The sequence below is a fragment of the Clostridia bacterium genome, assembly GCA_017394805.1.
Taxonomy (GTDB): Bacteria; Bacillota; Clostridia; order Christensenellales; family CAG-1252; genus RUG14300.
In genome coordinates this window covers 125210-139212 of the sequence record JAFPXC010000020.1, presented here as the reverse complement: position 1 = coordinate 139212, position 14003 = coordinate 125210, and the positions used below count along the sequence as shown (strand labels likewise).

Genomic DNA, 14003 nt, shown 5'->3' with positions numbered 1-14003 from the left:
TTGGGCGAACGCTTGCTCTGAGAGTACATCCAGCCGGCAAAAACAGCTTTTGAAGTATTAGCAAATATCTTTTTTGTTCTATCTTTAAAAATGTCAGAAATAAGCGAAAACCCGCTACTTTTTATAAAAAAGCAGGCGGGAAAATGCAGAAATTGAAAATATCTTTTTTGGGCACTCAAGACATGTTGTGCAACAAAAAAATATTGCACCGGAAAACCCCGATACCCGAGCGGTTTCGGGGTTTTTTCGTGCCCCAATTGCGGGGTGCAAACAAAAAGATATTTTTCTTTGCCCGGAGGACTTGAACTACCGACCCCCACTATTTCAGGCGGCTTTTGAGAGATGTATTCTCCCGAAAGCCGCCATTTTTTCGTTTTCACTGAAAAATTGTCTAAAATGAAGCTTTGACCTGCTCCAAAAACCGTTCGGCAATCGGTGTAAACGGTTGATACTTCTTCCAGACAAGATATAACTTCGTTTCGAGGTGCGGGGTAAGCGGTCTGAATACCAACCCGCTATCGGATGAAACATCGATCAGTTTATCAAAGGTCAGCAGGTATCCGAGCCCTGCCTTTGCGAAGATTGATCCGTTGTATGATAACCGGAACGAGCCTTCGAGATGAAAAGCATCAAAATCACTTTCGGCCCAGTTCCTTATTTCCTGATGCCACGCCTGCTCGGAACAGAACATCGGAAGCCCGCGGAGGTCGGAAGGGCGGAAGCTCTCCCGCTCCGCAAGAGGATCATCTGCGGGGAATATCACCCCCCAGCAATCCGCTTCTGGAAGAGCTATAAATTCGTACTTGTTCCTGTCCGGTTCTTCAGCGAGGACAACAAAGTCCAAAAGCCCTTTCTGCAGCTTTTCCGCAACCTGCTCCGTGTCGCCGCTGGTGATGTGGTATTGCAGCTTCGGATATTGCTCCTTCAAGGCTTTAATCGCATCTGCAATATACTTGATCTGATAGGATTCAGCTAAACCGAGGAACAGTTCTCCGCCGGAGACATCATCAAGCGAGACAAACTCCTTCTCAATCTTATCCGCCATGCTGACAAGGTCTTCCGCTCTGTCGCGGAGCAGGACGCCTTCATCCGTCAGACGAATGCTGAAGCTGTGCCGGGTGAACAGCTTTTTATCGAGTTCGTCCTCAAGAGACTTCAGCGCCTTTGACAGTGTCGGCTGCGTCACGTGAAGCTGCTCGGCGGCCCTCGTCATATTTTCCTCCCGCGCAACGGCAAGAAAGTACCGAAGTGTTCTTATCTCCATGGTATTCCTCCTTCATGATATTCCTAATACGAATATCATGATATTCATTATAACCATTAGCGAGCATAAAGTCAATGCGTTATAATAAAAACGAACCAAGGAACAAGGAGCCAAGGAGTGCGGATTACTGTGTCAGATTATTCGGAAACAATGAAATCCTTTCTTGCCGATACCGGTGTACGGCAAGAGCTCATAGAGCGGGCGATGCAGTTATATCAATCAGGACAGGAGGCAGAGCTTGTCAGATTCCTGAAGCTGCGGCGCTGCAATATGGTGGAGGATATGCACGAGTGCCAGAGGAAAATTGATCGGATCGACTATCTGATCAGACAAGCAAAAATAATCACCGAAAGGAAGATTGAATCATGATGAAACCGGCAGAACTTACATTGACAAAAGAATGGGACAAGACCTTTCCCAAAAGCGACAAGGTGGATCACAGCAAGGTCACTTTTATCAATCGCTACGGCATCACGCTGGCAGCGGATCTGTACGTTCCGAAGGGCGTAGAGGGAAAGCTCCCGGCCATCGCGGTCTGCGGCCCCTTCGGAGCCGTCAAGGAGCAGTGCTCCGGGCTGTATGCGCAGACGATGGCGGAGCGCGGCTTTCTGACGCTTGCCTTTGACCCCTCCTTCACCGGTGAGAGCGGCGGGAACGTGCGCTACATGGCTTCCCCGGATATCAACACTGAGGATTTCATGGCGGCGGTGGATTTCCTCTCCCTGTGCGACAAGGTCGATCCGAATCGGATCGGTATCATCGGCATTTGCGGCTGGGGCGGTCTGGCGCTGAATACCGCGGCGCTGGACACCCGCATCAAGGCGACGGTCGCCTCGACCATGTATGACATGACACGTGTCAACGCGAAGGGGTACTTCGATTCTGAGGACAGCGAGGAAGCCCGCTATCAGAAGAGAGCCGCTATGTGCTCACAGCGTCTGGAAGACCTGAAAAGCGGCGAATACAAGCTCGGCGGGGGTGTCGTCGATCCGCTTCCGGAGGACGCGCCGTATTTTGTGAAGGATTACTACGACTATTACAAGACAGGTCGCGGCTATCATCCCCGTTCCCTCAACTCCAACGGCGGCTGGAATGTGATCGGCTGCGAGAGCTTTATCAATCAGCCGATCCTGCAGTACTCCAATGAGATTCGCTCTGCGGTTTTGGTGATGCACGGCGATGCAGCGCATTCCTGCTACTTTGGCAGGGACGCCTATGCTGACATGGTGAAGGACAGCAAGTACACCGAAAACAAGGAACTGCTCATCATTCCGGGTGCTTCCCATACCGATCTTTATGACGGCGGCGGCAAGGACGCGATCCCATTTGACAAGATCGAAGCGTTTATGAAGGAGAATCTGAAATGAGCAAAGTACTTGTAATTACAACAAGTCTGCGGGCAAAGAGCAATTCCGACAGACTGGCTGAAGAACTGATCCGCGGCGCAAAAGAAGCTGGAAACGAAGTCGAAAATATCAGCCTCAAAGGCAAAGAGATCAGATTCTGCATTGGCTGTCTTGCCTGTCAGAAGACGCAGAAGTGTGTGCTGAAGGACGACGCCGCGGAGATTGCCGAGAAGGTCAGGAACGCCGACGCGCTGGTGTTCGTCACGCCGATCTATTATTATGAGATGAGCGGTCAGATGAAGACGCTACTTGACCGTATGAATCCGCTTTATCCGTCCGATTACAAGTTCCGCAGTATCTATATGCTGTCGGTCGCCGCGGAAGATGAAACTTACGTTCCCGAAAAAGCCATCAGCGGTTTGCGAGGATGGATTGATTGCTTTGAAAAAGCAGAATTCGCAGGATCATTATTCTGCGGTGGCATCAACGATGCCGGCGAAGCAAACGGCCGCACTGCCGAACTGGAGGAAGCGTATGAATTCGGAAAACAGATCAGGTAAGATCATTGCCGTGCTTGCCGTTTGTATGTTGCTGTTCTGCTTTTCCGCCTGCGGCGGCGGCAACACTGCCCCGGCAACGGATACGGCTTCTCAAACGGAAGTACCTTCTCAAAAAGCCGATGAGCAAACGGCGTCCGAGACGACCGCCGTCCCTACGGAAAGCAAATCCGAAAAAACAGAGGAAAACCCGATTATGAAGACGCTGAAAATGAAGATCGACGGCGCGACCGTTACCGTCGACTGGGAAGAAAACGAATCGGTCGCGGCACTTGCGGAGCTCGTCAAAGATCAGCCGATCAGAATCAATCTGTCCATGTACGGCGGCTTCGAGCAGGTCGGTTCGCTCGGAACAAGCCTGCCGAGAAACGACGCGCAGATTAAGACTCAGGCGGGCGATATCGTCCTCTATTCGGGCAATCAGATCGTCGTGTTCTACGGCTCCAACTCGTGGTCTTACACACGGCTCGGCCATATCATCGATAAAACGGCAACGCAGATGAAGGATCTGCTCGGAAATGAGAATGTGGCAATAGAGATTTCCATAGAATAAAGCGTGTATCATTTTGGCGCTTTTAGTTATGGTTACGTATCATTATAGCGCTCATATACATATACGCCGGCGGCACGGACCATTTGTTCGTCAAAGAGTTTTAGAGTTCATAGGTATAGTAGCATGGTCATCGGGTTGATAGGAGAAAATTGCAGCGGAAAAAGCACGTTGGCCGAGGCGTTGGCTGCGCGGATAGGCGCAGAGATCGTGTCGGGCAAGGACTATCTACGGCTCGCCAAATCGCCGACGGAGGCCGAAGCAATTTTTCGCAAGAAGTTATTAGAAGCGGTCACGGGTGACAACGTCATTTACGTCGTGAGCGACGAGGCGCAGGCGGGGCTTTTGCCCGATGGAGCGGTGCGCGTCTACGTTCGTGCCGACCTCGACACCATCAAAGCACGCTTCAAAGCGCGAATGCGGGGCGTGTTGCCCCCGCCCGTTGAGCAGATGCTCATACGCAACCACGGTCGATTCGAGGGTGGCCGATACGATTACGTTTACGACGGCGCCGAGGGCGATCCGTCAGTCTTTTGCGATAGCCTTCCTTTCATCGACAAATTGAATACCCATAGTAATGAAATTTTCGCCCGTTATGGGCGCATTTTTTTGTCACATTTTGCAAAACGATTGAACAAATATTCAATTATCTGTTGACAGCGCGCATATATTGTCGTATAATACGATTGAACAATCATTCAAACGTGGAGGGGTATATGAGCGAAGAGAGAGCAGAGCAAGCCAAAGATCTGGACGCGTTGCGCAAAGCCTTGCCCGACGAAGATCTGTTGCTGGATATCGCCGAGTTGTTCAAAGTGTTCGGCGACAGTTCGCGCATCAAGATCATCTCGGCCTTGGGGCTCAAAGAGTTGTGCGTCAACGACATAGCGGAACTACTGGATATGACGGTATCCGCGGTGTCCCACCAACTGCGCATTTTGCGCACCAACAAGTTGGTGAAGTATTGGAAGGTCGGCAAAGAGGTGTATTACAGTTTGGACGACGATCACGTCAAAATGCTGTTCGATATGGCCAAAGCCCACCTCGAGGAATAGGAACGCAAAATAGGTCGAACGATGGCGACGAAACGCGCCGAATTGGTCGACCGCCGCCGCAAAGTAGCGAAAATTGCTATACACGCCGAATGTGTATGCAAAAGAATATGAATAGATGAATAATTATGAGAAAAGTATTTGAGTTGGAAGATTTGGATTGTGCGGTCTGCGCCGCCAAAATGCAGGATGCCGTCGGCAAAATCGAGGGCGTAAAGGAAGTTACGGTGAGTTTTATCGCGCAGAAGATGACCTTGGAGTACGACGAAGCGCGCGAAAAGGAAATCTTCAAAGCCGTCAAAAAGACGTGCAAAAAGGTGGAGCCGGACTGCACCATTCTCGGTATGTAATATGAAAAAAGAGACTTGGAATCTTTGCCGCATTCTCGTTGCGGCGGCTATTTTGGTGCCCATTCTCGTGCTCGAATACACGCAAGAGGCGCGTTGGGCCGAGATAACCGTGATATGCCTGTCGGCGGCCGCGTTCGTCTTGGTGGGCTACGACGTCATTATCAAAGCCGTCCGCCGCTTGTTGCACGCACAGTTTTTGGACGAAAGTTTTTTGATGACCATCGCGTCCATCGGCGCATTCGCCATAGGCGAATATCCCGAGGCCGTGGCCGTAATGCTGTTTTTCCAAGTCGGCGAATACTTCGAGAAGCGGGCGGTCAAACGCTCGCGTAAGTCCATCGCGGCCCTTCTTGCCATCAATCCCGACACCGCCAACCTCGTGGACGACGAGGGAGAGCGCGTAGTGCCTTGCGAAGAGGTGGCGGTAGGGCAAATCGTGCTGGTCAAGCCGGGCGAGCGCGTACCCTTTGACGGCGTGGTCGTGGACGGCGCGTCCGACCTTGATATGTCCTCGTTGAACGGCGAGAGCGTGCCGCGCACGGTCGCGGTGGGCGACCAAGTCATGTCGGGCGCGGTCAATATCGGCTGCGTACTGCGCGTGGAAGTCACCAAGCCCTACGGCGAATCGACGGCTTCCAAAATGATAGCGTTGGTGGAGAAAGCGCGCGAGCAAAAAGCGCCCGTTGAAAACTTCATCACCACGTTCGCCAAGTTCTATACCCCCATCGTGGTCGGCATCGCGTTGATCATCGGCGTGGTCGTGCCGCTATGCATTCACTACAACGATTGGCCCACTTGGGCGTTTTGGCTCAAAAAGGCGATGGTCTTTTTGGTGGTCAGTTGCCCGTGCGCCTTGGTCATCAGCGTGCCTTTGACCTACTTCGGCGCCATCGGCTTAGCGGGCAGGATGGGCATTCTCATCAAGGGCGGCCACGTGTTCGCCGCCGTCACCAAGGTCGATATGTTGGTGATGGACAAGACGGGCACCGTGACCGAAGGGCGGTTCGCCGTGTCGTCCGTATGGCCCGAGGACAAGCGTCGAGAGGTGCTGTCGCTCGCCTACCTTTGCGAGCGGCATAGCAATCACCCCATCGCCAAGTCGATATGCGACGCGTATGCGACCGAAAACGCGTCTGACGCCGAAGCGTACGCGATAGAGGAGATACGGGGCAAAGGTATGGTGGCGCGCAACGGAGAAGCCGTCGTTTTGGCCGGTAACGCCTCGTTGATGGCGGCCTACGACGTGGATGTGGCTGCGTGCCCGACGTCGGTCGGAACGGTGGTCTACGTCGCCCAAAACGGGGCTTTGGTCGGCTGTATATCCATCAAAGACACCGTCAAAGCGGATAGCCGCCAAGCCATCGAGACCGTCAAGGAGCAACAAATCGAAACCATTATGCTGTCGGGCGACAGCGCGTCCATCGTGGCCGAAGTGGCCCAAGAGGTGGGCGTGGACGCCTATTACGCCGAGACCTTGCCCGAAGACAAGGTCAACAAGGTGGTCGAATGGCAAAAAGAGGGCAAGACCGTTGCCTTCGTCGGGGACGGCATCAACGACGCACCCGTCATCGCCACGGCCGCCGTAGGCGTGGCGATGGGCGGCGTAGGCTCGGACGCGGCCATCGAGAGCGCGGACGTGGTGTTGATGTACGACAGCCTGACACAAATACCCAAACTACGCCGCATATCTTTCAAAACCAAACGCATCGTCGTGGAAAATATCGTCTTTGCGTTGGGCGTCAAATTGGGCGTGATGGCGTTGAGTTTCACCCCCGTGGCGCAGTCGGCCGTGATGATGTGGCTGGCCGTGGGCGCGGACGTGGGCGTGGCGGTGTTGGCCATTCTCAACGCGATGCGTGCGGGCGGCAAGAAATAACGCTATTCGCAAGGCGCATTTGCGCGAAAAGGTTACGAAAAGTCTCCGCCGACCTTCCGACGGAGACTTTTCGTTGTCGCTTCGTATGCGTACGATGCGTTTGTAATTTGTAATGCAGAGTTTTGAACGGCTATTCCATTTTGGGGAGGGTTTCCTCGGCGACCTTTTTGTCGGTTTCGTAGAACTTGTAGCCGTGCGCGTTGAAGTAGAAGACCAATTCCAATATCTTGACGGCGACCACGGCGGTGGGGAAGGCGATGATAAAGCCGAACCCGAAGGTGAAGAACGTGGAGATCATCACGAAGATGAAGCACAAGAACATGGTGACGAACATGGTCATCCAGCAGTAGCCGAAGTGGTCTTTGAGAATGGACTTCGGCCCCTCGACCAACGCTTTGGCCACGCTTTTCTTGTCCACGACGATGGCGGGCAACCAGCCTGCGAATACCGTCAGCACCAAGGATTGCAACACGAGGAAGGTCATACAGCACGCGGGGAACGCCAAGAGGAACGCGCCTCCTTTGACGAGCCCGTAGCCGACGAAATAGGTCACGGCCACCGAGCATGCGGTGGCGGGCAGGTAGGTCACCAAATACAACAACCCGTACAACGCGCTCTTACCGAGGTTGTAGATGAGGTTGCTCAAAAAGCCGAAGCGCGAGGCGCTGTTCATAAAGTTGTTGACCACGTCGCTACACACGAGGTTGGCGAAGCTGACGAGGTAGATATACAAGATGGCGAAGACGCCGATGACCACGAGCCCCTTGGTGACGGCCATATTGTTGTTGACGACGATGTCGATGATGCTGTTGACCGCCACGCCGATGGCCTGGAAAGTCTCGATGAGAGAACTGTCGCCCTGCAAGAACTCGTCGAAGAATTGGTGCAGTTGGACGGTGACGCCCGTCTCTTGTATCTCCGCGTACATTTCGGAGAAGATGGGGGACAAAATGCCCGCGGCGATGGACACGAAAATCAACAGCAAAATGGCGTAGTACGCGATCATTTTGAAGACCACGCCGTATTTGTATATAAGAATATTGAGGGAATGTTTGAGTGGCATAACAACTCCTATAGACGATTGACGGGCAAGAGATCCTCGCGGTCCTTGTCGTTGATATCGTAGTAGCTGACGAACATCAGCACGGGATAATAGCAAGTGATGAACAGCACCATAATCGCGTTGGTGATGACGTGCAGTATCTTATACACCTTTTCGGGTATCCACACCAAGCCGAATTGCAGTACCATCATGATGGACAAAGGCAGGGCGATGGCGAGGTACAGTTGGCGGCGCTTGGAGCGCGAAATGCGGATGCTGTAACTCACGCTGTCCGAAAGACTTTGCCCGGTCACCACCATATTGGGGCAGGTGAGGAAGAAGATGGTGAACAGCCACATCAACAAGAGGAAGAACGCCACCATAAAGAAGATGGTCAGTATGTAGGTCGCCACGAGGTTCTTGGTCATGGCCCACCAAGCGATGATGGTGATATTGAGGAACAAGCCGTACAGGAAGATGAACAAGAACACCATCAACAAGGTGAGAAACACGGGCAGGAAGTTCTCGTTGATGCGCTTGCCTATGTTGGTCATGGCGAAGCGTCCCGTGCGCATATGGCGTTGCATCGCGCCGATCATCACGGCGAACAGCACCACGTAAGCAAAGAACATAACCACCAAGCCGATGAGCACTTTCCAATTGACCTCGCTGGTCAGGTGGAACATCTCGGCGAAGCTGTATTCGGTGCGCTCGGGGAAGCGCGTGATGAGTTTGGCCGTGGTGTCGAAACCGGTAAACATAGAAATGGCCACCGCCGGCGCTATTAGCAACAAAAGCAGTTTCCAAAAGTGTTTGTTGGCCATATATTGAAAAGCAAGTTTGCTGTACTTCATACCTCACTCCTATCAAAATTATATAGTAAATGGGCAACAATTTCAACTGATTGGCGCAACATTGCCCCAAAAGTAGCGAAATTATGTGCAAAAGCGAGAGTAAATCGTGCCTTTTGGGTGACAAACGGCGCGAAATGCGGTATAATTTCGATATGAATGCCTATGCCGAACACAACAAAATACGCGTTTTGGGCAAGTGGGACTTGCTCGTGGCCGCCCTCGTAGTGGTCGTCGTCACGGCGTGCTTGCTCACCGTTCTCTTGCCGCGCGAATCGGCCGCCACCGCTACCGTGTACGTGGACGGCAAGGCCGTGTCCACCCTTGCGCTCGGGCAACCCTACAACCCCGTGGCTACCTATAGCGGCGTGCAGGTGCGCGTCAACGGGGACAAGTTGGAGACCGTCTATCGGGGCAGGGTGGCGACGCTATCCCGCAAAGGGGACAAGATAATATATCCCACGTTGGGCGTGGTGGTGGAGTTGACGTAGTATGAAAAAGTGGACGTTGACTTCCAAGAAGAAATTGATCGTCACATTGGTGTGCGCGGTGCTTGCGGGGTTGCTGGGCTACGTCGAGACGCTTATTCCGCCCCTATTCCCCACCGTTCCCTATTTGCGCGTGCAGTTGGGCGTATTGTTCGCCGCGTTCTTGCTCGTTTGCTATTCGCCCGCCGAGGCGGCGATAGCCTTCGGCGTGCGCTCCATCGTCTACGGCTTGGTGTTGGACGACGGCCTCGCCATCGTCTTCGAGTTGGCGGCGTTCACCGCGGCCTCGGTCGCCGCGTGGGGGCTTCTCAAAACCCGCCGTTTTTCGGCGTTGCCGATAGGGGCGGCGTTGGGCGTAGCGTACGCCTTCGTCTATACTTGCCTCATCGCCATCAACGTGCACAGGGGCGCGCCCTTTGCTTTGATTGCCGAGACCATGACTTTCTATCTCGTAGACTACCTCGTCTTGGGCGTGGGCGCGTGGCTTGCATTGCGCTACGTTCCGCCTAAAATACTATTTGACGAAAACGCCGTATAAGAAAAAGCAGGACAATGTCCTGCCTTTTTTGATTATCGATTATGCATCAGTCGTAATCTTCTTCGTAATACGCCAAACAGGGGTAGCCACTGGGGCCCCAACTCTTGCAATCGTCGTCATAGCGATTGGTACAATTACGACAACCGTAGCCGTTGGCTTTGAGTACGCGCACGTCTCTGCCGCAACCGGGGCAGACGTAACTTTGATCCGAAACGTTTCTTCCGCATTCACCGCACGTAATAATCATTTGTATTTTCTCCTCAATCAATTTATTAAGCGATAGGTATCGAAGATGATATTATCGACTTTGACTTCGTTGACGGCTTTGTCGTAGGCTTCTTGCGTGCGAATGGTCCAGGTGAGCAATTTGACGCCGCATTCCTTGCGCTGTTTCTCGATATACTTAACGGGCAAGCCCTTGATGTCGAAAGCGAAGAAGTCGGGCTGAATGGCTTTCTTCCAAGAGGGGAGCAGCACGTCCAAAGGACGGCAGGACAATATGCCGATGGGCACGCCCGTGGTATTGGCGCGCCACCAACCCAAAGCGCCGCCGCCTACCGTGATATTGAAGGACTGAATGGCGTAGTTGCCCTTGTAATCTTTGAGATAGTCGTACAACTTTTTGCAGCAATCGTTCTTGTTGGTGAAGTCTTTCATTTCGATGAGAAGACCCACCTTCCCGTCCACCAAGTCGAGCACTTCGCGCAAAGTGGGAATGGTGTCGGCGGTATTGGACAGATGATAGTTGGGCAGATCGGCCTTGGTGAGCGAGGCGACTTTGGCATTGACGCCGCACACTCTGGTGGTGGTGCCGTCGTGGAACACCGCGAAGTCGTCGTCCGCCATAAGGTGCACGTCGATTTCGATATTGTAGCCCTTATCTATGGCGCGCTGATAGGCCGTCAAAGAGTTCTCGGCGCAAAAGGGTTGATCCCCTTCGCCTTGTCCCCAAAAACCGCGGTGCGCGATGGGTTTGTCCAATAACCAACTGAAATCTATCATAGTATTGCCTCCCGAAGTAAAAGTTCCTTTACAGTATATCAAATTTGCGTTGAGTTGTAAATACCACTTGCCAAAATTAATGCAAAAAAGTATACTATTTCGTGTGGAGGCAAGTATGACCGAAAGTTACATTCGCAATTTTTGTATCGTAGCCCATATCGACCACGGCAAAAGCACCTTGGCCGACCGCTTGATGGAGTTCACGGGGACCGTGAGCGAACGCGAAAGCAAGGACCAACTGCTGGACAGCATGGACTTGGAACGCGAGCGCGGCATCACCATCAAATTGCAACCCGTGCGTATGTACTACAAGTACAAGGATCACGAGTACGTTCTCAACCTCATAGACACCCCGGGGCACGTGGACTTCACCTACGAAGTGTCGCGTTCTTTGGCTGCGTGCGAGGGGGCCATTCTCATCGTGGACGCCACGCAGGGCGTAGAGGCGCAGACCTTGACCAACGCCTATCTCGCGGTGGACAACAATCTGGAAATACTGCCCGTTATCAACAAGATAGACCTCGCTTCGGCGGACGTAGAGGAAGCAAAAAAGCAAATCGAGGACGTCATCGGCATTCCCGCGGACGAAGCGCCCTTGGTGAGCGCCAAAGAGGGCATCGGCATCGACCATCTCATCGAGCAGATCATCGAGCAACTGCCCCCCGCCAAAGTGGACGACGAAAGCCCCCTCAAAGCCCTCATTTTCGATTCGGTCTACGACAATTACAAGGGCGCTATTTCCCTCATTCGCGTGGGCGAAGGCACGGTCAAAGTGGGCGACCGCATCCGTATGTGCAGCACGGGCAAAGAGTTTGACGTCACCGAAGTAGGCGTGTTTACGCCCAAGATGCGTCCCGTGTCCGTATTGCATTCGGGCGAAGTCGGCTACCTCGCGGCTTCTATCAAAAACGTGGTGGATACGGCCGTGGGGGACACCATCACCAAGGCCGAAAATCCGTGCGCCGCGCCTTATCCCGGCTACAAAGAGGTCAAACCCGTGGTGTTCGCGGGTATCTATCCCGCCGACGGCAGTAAGTACAACGAATTGCGCGAGGGGTTGGAGAAACTCAAGCTCAACGACGCCAGCCTCTATTTCGAGCCCGACGTTTCCACGGCGTTGGGTTTCGGTTTCCGCACCGGGTTTTTGGGGCTATTGCACATGGACGTCATCACCCAGCGATTGGAGCGCGAGTTCGACCTCGACCTCGTGACCACCGCGCCCTCGGTGAGTTACCGCGTACACAAGACGAGCGGCGAAATATTGATGATCGACAACCCCACCAAGTTGCCCAACCCCGCCGAGATAGATTATATCGAGGAGCCCATCGTCAAGTTGTCCGTGTTCACGCCGCCCGCCTACGTGGGCGCAATTATGGAGTTGTGCCAGCAAAAGCGCGGCATATTCAAGGATATGACCTATCTCGATCCGCAGAGGGTAGTGCTGTCGTACCAAATTCCCTTGAGCGAGATTCTGTACGACTTTTTCGACAGCATGAAGTCGCGCTCGCGCGGGTACGCCAGCCTCGACTACGAGATGGACGGCTACGTCAAGAACGATATGGTGCGTTTGGACATTCTGCTCAACGGCGAAATGTGCGACGCGTTGAGTATGATCGTCTTCAAAGACAGCGCCTACGAGCGGGGCAGAAAGGTGGCGGAACGTCTAAAAGACGTTATCCCCCGCCAAATGTTCGAGATACCCATTCAGGCGTGCATCGGCAACAAGGTCATCGCCCGCGAGACGGTCAAGGCCTTGCGCAAGGACGTTTTGGCCAAGTGCTACGGCGGCGATATCACGCGCAAAAAGAAACTTTTGGAGAAGCAGAAAGAGGGCAAAAAGCGTATGCGCCAGGTCGGCTCGGTTGAGATACCCTCGGACGCTTTTATGACCATTCTCAAGGTCGGAGACGACGAATAATGACCAAAACGGGCGTCTATATTCACGTACCGTTTTGCCGCAGGAAGTGCGCCTATTGCGACTTCTACAGCGTTTGCGACTTGTCCCCTATGGACGACTACGTGGACGCGTTGTGCCGCGAAATACGCGCCGCGGGGGACGACCGCCTCGTAGATACGATTTTCGTGGGGGGCGGCACCCCGTCTTTGCTTCGCTCCGCGCAATGGCGCAGGATTTTCGACGCGCTTACCGACGCGTTTATACTCGATTATCTCGAAGAATTTACGGTGGAGTGCAATCCCGAGAGTTGCTCGGCGGAACTGTTCGACGCCTTGCGCTCGTTGGGCGTCAATCGCCTGAGTATCGGCGTGCAATCCTTACAGGACGAGGTGCTTGCCGTGATGGGGCGCGTGCACACCGCGGACGAGGCGCTCGCCGCTTTGCGCATGGCGCATACGATTTTCGCCAACGTCAACGCGGACTATATCGTGGGCTTACCCCATCAAACCGCCGCGTCCGTCACGGCGGATCTCGCCGCCATGTTGCCCTTCGTCCGTCACGTTTCGGTGTACGCTTTGCAGTTGGAAGAGGGTACGCCCATCGAACGCAGCGTAAGGGCGGGGCGCATCGCCTTGCCCGACGAGGACGAAGCCGCCGCGTTGTATCAAGCGGCCGCCGCCTATTTGCAGGCACACGGATTGACGCGCTACGAGGTGAGCAATTTCGCCGCCTCGGGCTACCAATGCCGACACAACCTGCATTGTTGGCAGAGCAAAGAATATATGGGGTTCGGCCCCGCCGCGCATAGTTTCGCAGGCGGCCGTCGCTTCTATCACTCGCCCGATCTCGCGGCGTATATGGCCGACTGCACGCGGTATCGAGATGAGGGCGATAATACATTGTCCGACCGCAAGGAAGAGACGATCATGCTCGGCCTTCGCACTACGTTGGGCGTAGATTTGGCCGCCTATTACGAACGCTTCGGCGTGGATTTTTGCGAGGAGTACGCCGCGGTTTTGGCCAACCCCCTCGTGCGCAAGACCTGCAGTATATGCGACGGCTATTTCCGTATCGATCCCGAACTACTGTACGTTTCCAATCAAATCAGTTTGCTATTTATTAATAAATAGCATTTATTTCAAATTGATTTTCGTTTTTATGTTAATTGCAATCACACTTGATTTCGCTTA

At 53.6% G+C, this 14003-nt stretch carries 18 protein-coding genes; 12 read left to right on the top strand and 6 right to left on the bottom strand.

Going from position 1 to position 14003, the window contains the following annotated elements:
• Both II896_05655 and II896_05650 read right to left on the bottom strand, forming a co-directional pair.
• Positions 1 to 380, bottom strand: a 380-nt coding sequence (locus II896_05655) for a hypothetical protein (GenBank protein ID MBQ4444116.1), incomplete at its 3' end; no start/stop codon positions are given.
• Positions 381 to 391: 11 nt separating this feature from the next.
• Positions 392 to 1264, bottom strand: a complete 873-nt coding sequence (locus II896_05650) for a LysR family transcriptional regulator (GenBank protein ID MBQ4444115.1) — start codon at positions 1262 to 1264, stop codon at positions 392 to 394.
• Between the two features lie 129 nt (positions 1265 to 1393).
• Here II896_05650 and II896_05645 point away from each other — a divergent pair, with 129 nt between their 5' ends.
• The 8 genes from II896_05645 to cadA all read left to right on the top strand — a co-directional run bounded on the left by II896_05645 (position 1394) and on the right by cadA (position 6995).
• On the top strand, positions 1394 to 1633 hold the full coding sequence (locus tag II896_05645) for a hypothetical protein (GenBank protein ID MBQ4444114.1): 240 nt from the start codon (positions 1394 to 1396) through the stop codon (positions 1631 to 1633).
• Positions 1633 to 2631, top strand: coding sequence for an alpha/beta hydrolase (locus II896_05640; GenBank protein MBQ4444113.1), 999 nt, complete (start codon positions 1633 to 1635; stop codon positions 2629 to 2631). The genes II896_05645 and II896_05640 overlap by 1 nt, the downstream gene beginning before the upstream one ends.
• Positions 2628 to 3170 carry a flavodoxin family protein gene (locus II896_05635; GenBank protein MBQ4444112.1) on the top strand — a complete coding sequence of 181 codons (543 nt, stop codon included), beginning with the start codon at positions 2628 to 2630 and terminating at the stop codon, positions 3168 to 3170. The genes II896_05640 and II896_05635 overlap by 4 nt, the downstream gene beginning before the upstream one ends.
• 193 nt (positions 3171 to 3363) lie before the next feature.
• Entirely contained in the window at positions 3364 to 3720 is a 357-nt protein-coding gene (locus tag II896_05630) for a hypothetical protein (GenBank protein MBQ4444111.1), read from the top strand.
• A 123-nt stretch (positions 3721 to 3843) separates the two neighbouring features.
• Positions 3844 to 4374, top strand: coding sequence for a hypothetical protein (locus II896_05625; protein MBQ4444110.1), 531 nt, complete (start codon positions 3844 to 3846; stop codon positions 4372 to 4374).
• A 59-nt stretch (positions 4375 to 4433) separates the two neighbouring features.
• Positions 4434 to 4772 (top strand): helix-turn-helix transcriptional regulator, encoded by a 339-nt coding sequence (locus tag II896_05620; GenBank protein ID MBQ4444109.1) that lies wholly within the window; start codon positions 4434 to 4436, stop codon positions 4770 to 4772.
• A gap of 125 nt (positions 4773 to 4897) precedes the next feature.
• Positions 4898 to 5119 (top strand): heavy-metal-associated domain-containing protein, encoded by a 222-nt coding sequence (locus II896_05615; GenBank protein MBQ4444108.1) that lies wholly within the window; start codon positions 4898 to 4900, stop codon positions 5117 to 5119.
• A gap of 1 nt (position 5120) precedes the next feature.
• Entirely contained in the window at positions 5121 to 6995 is a 1875-nt protein-coding gene (gene cadA, locus II896_05610; GenBank protein MBQ4444107.1) for a cadmium-translocating P-type ATPase, read from the top strand.
• Positions 6996 to 7125: 130 nt separating this feature from the next.
• On the opposite strand, the gene II896_05605 is transcribed toward cadA, so the two are convergent.
• Together II896_05605 and II896_05600 are read right to left on the bottom strand one after the other, a co-directional pair.
• Complete coding sequence (locus II896_05605) at positions 7126 to 8058, bottom strand: hypothetical protein (GenBank protein ID MBQ4444106.1); 933 nt, start codon at positions 8056 to 8058, stop codon at positions 7126 to 7128.
• An 8-nt stretch (positions 8059 to 8066) separates the two neighbouring features.
• Positions 8067 to 8891 carry a hypothetical protein gene (locus II896_05600; protein MBQ4444105.1) on the bottom strand — a complete coding sequence of 275 codons (825 nt, stop codon included), beginning with the start codon at positions 8889 to 8891 and terminating at the stop codon, positions 8067 to 8069.
• Between the two features lie 152 nt (positions 8892 to 9043).
• Between II896_05600 and II896_05595 the strand changes: the two genes are divergently transcribed.
• Both II896_05595 and II896_05590 read left to right on the top strand, forming a co-directional pair.
• Complete coding sequence (locus tag II896_05595; protein MBQ4444104.1) at positions 9044 to 9379, top strand: hypothetical protein; 336 nt, start codon at positions 9044 to 9046, stop codon at positions 9377 to 9379.
• A 1-nt stretch (position 9380) separates the two neighbouring features.
• Positions 9381 to 9914: a hypothetical protein gene (locus II896_05590; protein MBQ4444103.1), complete on the top strand. Its 534-nt coding sequence runs from the start codon at positions 9381 to 9383 to the stop codon at positions 9912 to 9914.
• A 46-nt stretch (positions 9915 to 9960) separates the two neighbouring features.
• Here II896_05590 and II896_05585 read toward each other — a convergent pair whose 3' ends face one another.
• Positions 9961 to 10161 (bottom strand): hypothetical protein, encoded by a 201-nt coding sequence (locus II896_05585; GenBank protein MBQ4444102.1) that lies wholly within the window; start codon positions 10159 to 10161, stop codon positions 9961 to 9963.
• 17 nt (positions 10162 to 10178) lie between these two features.
• Positions 10179 to 10916, bottom strand: a complete 738-nt coding sequence (locus II896_05580; protein MBQ4444101.1) for a hypothetical protein — start codon at positions 10914 to 10916, stop codon at positions 10179 to 10181.
• A gap of 115 nt (positions 10917 to 11031) precedes the next feature.
• Here II896_05580 and lepA point away from each other — a divergent pair, with 115 nt between their 5' ends.
• Complete coding sequence (gene lepA / locus II896_05575) at positions 11032 to 12834, top strand: translation elongation factor 4 (GenBank protein ID MBQ4444100.1); 1803 nt, start codon at positions 11032 to 11034, stop codon at positions 12832 to 12834.
• A complete protein-coding gene (gene hemW, locus II896_05570) occupies positions 12834 to 13943 on the top strand; it encodes a radical SAM family heme chaperone HemW (protein ID MBQ4444099.1) in 1110 nt (369 codons plus the stop codon). Before lepA ends, hemW begins: the two co-directional genes overlap by 1 nt.
• Positions 13944 to 14003 lie beyond the last annotated feature (60 nt).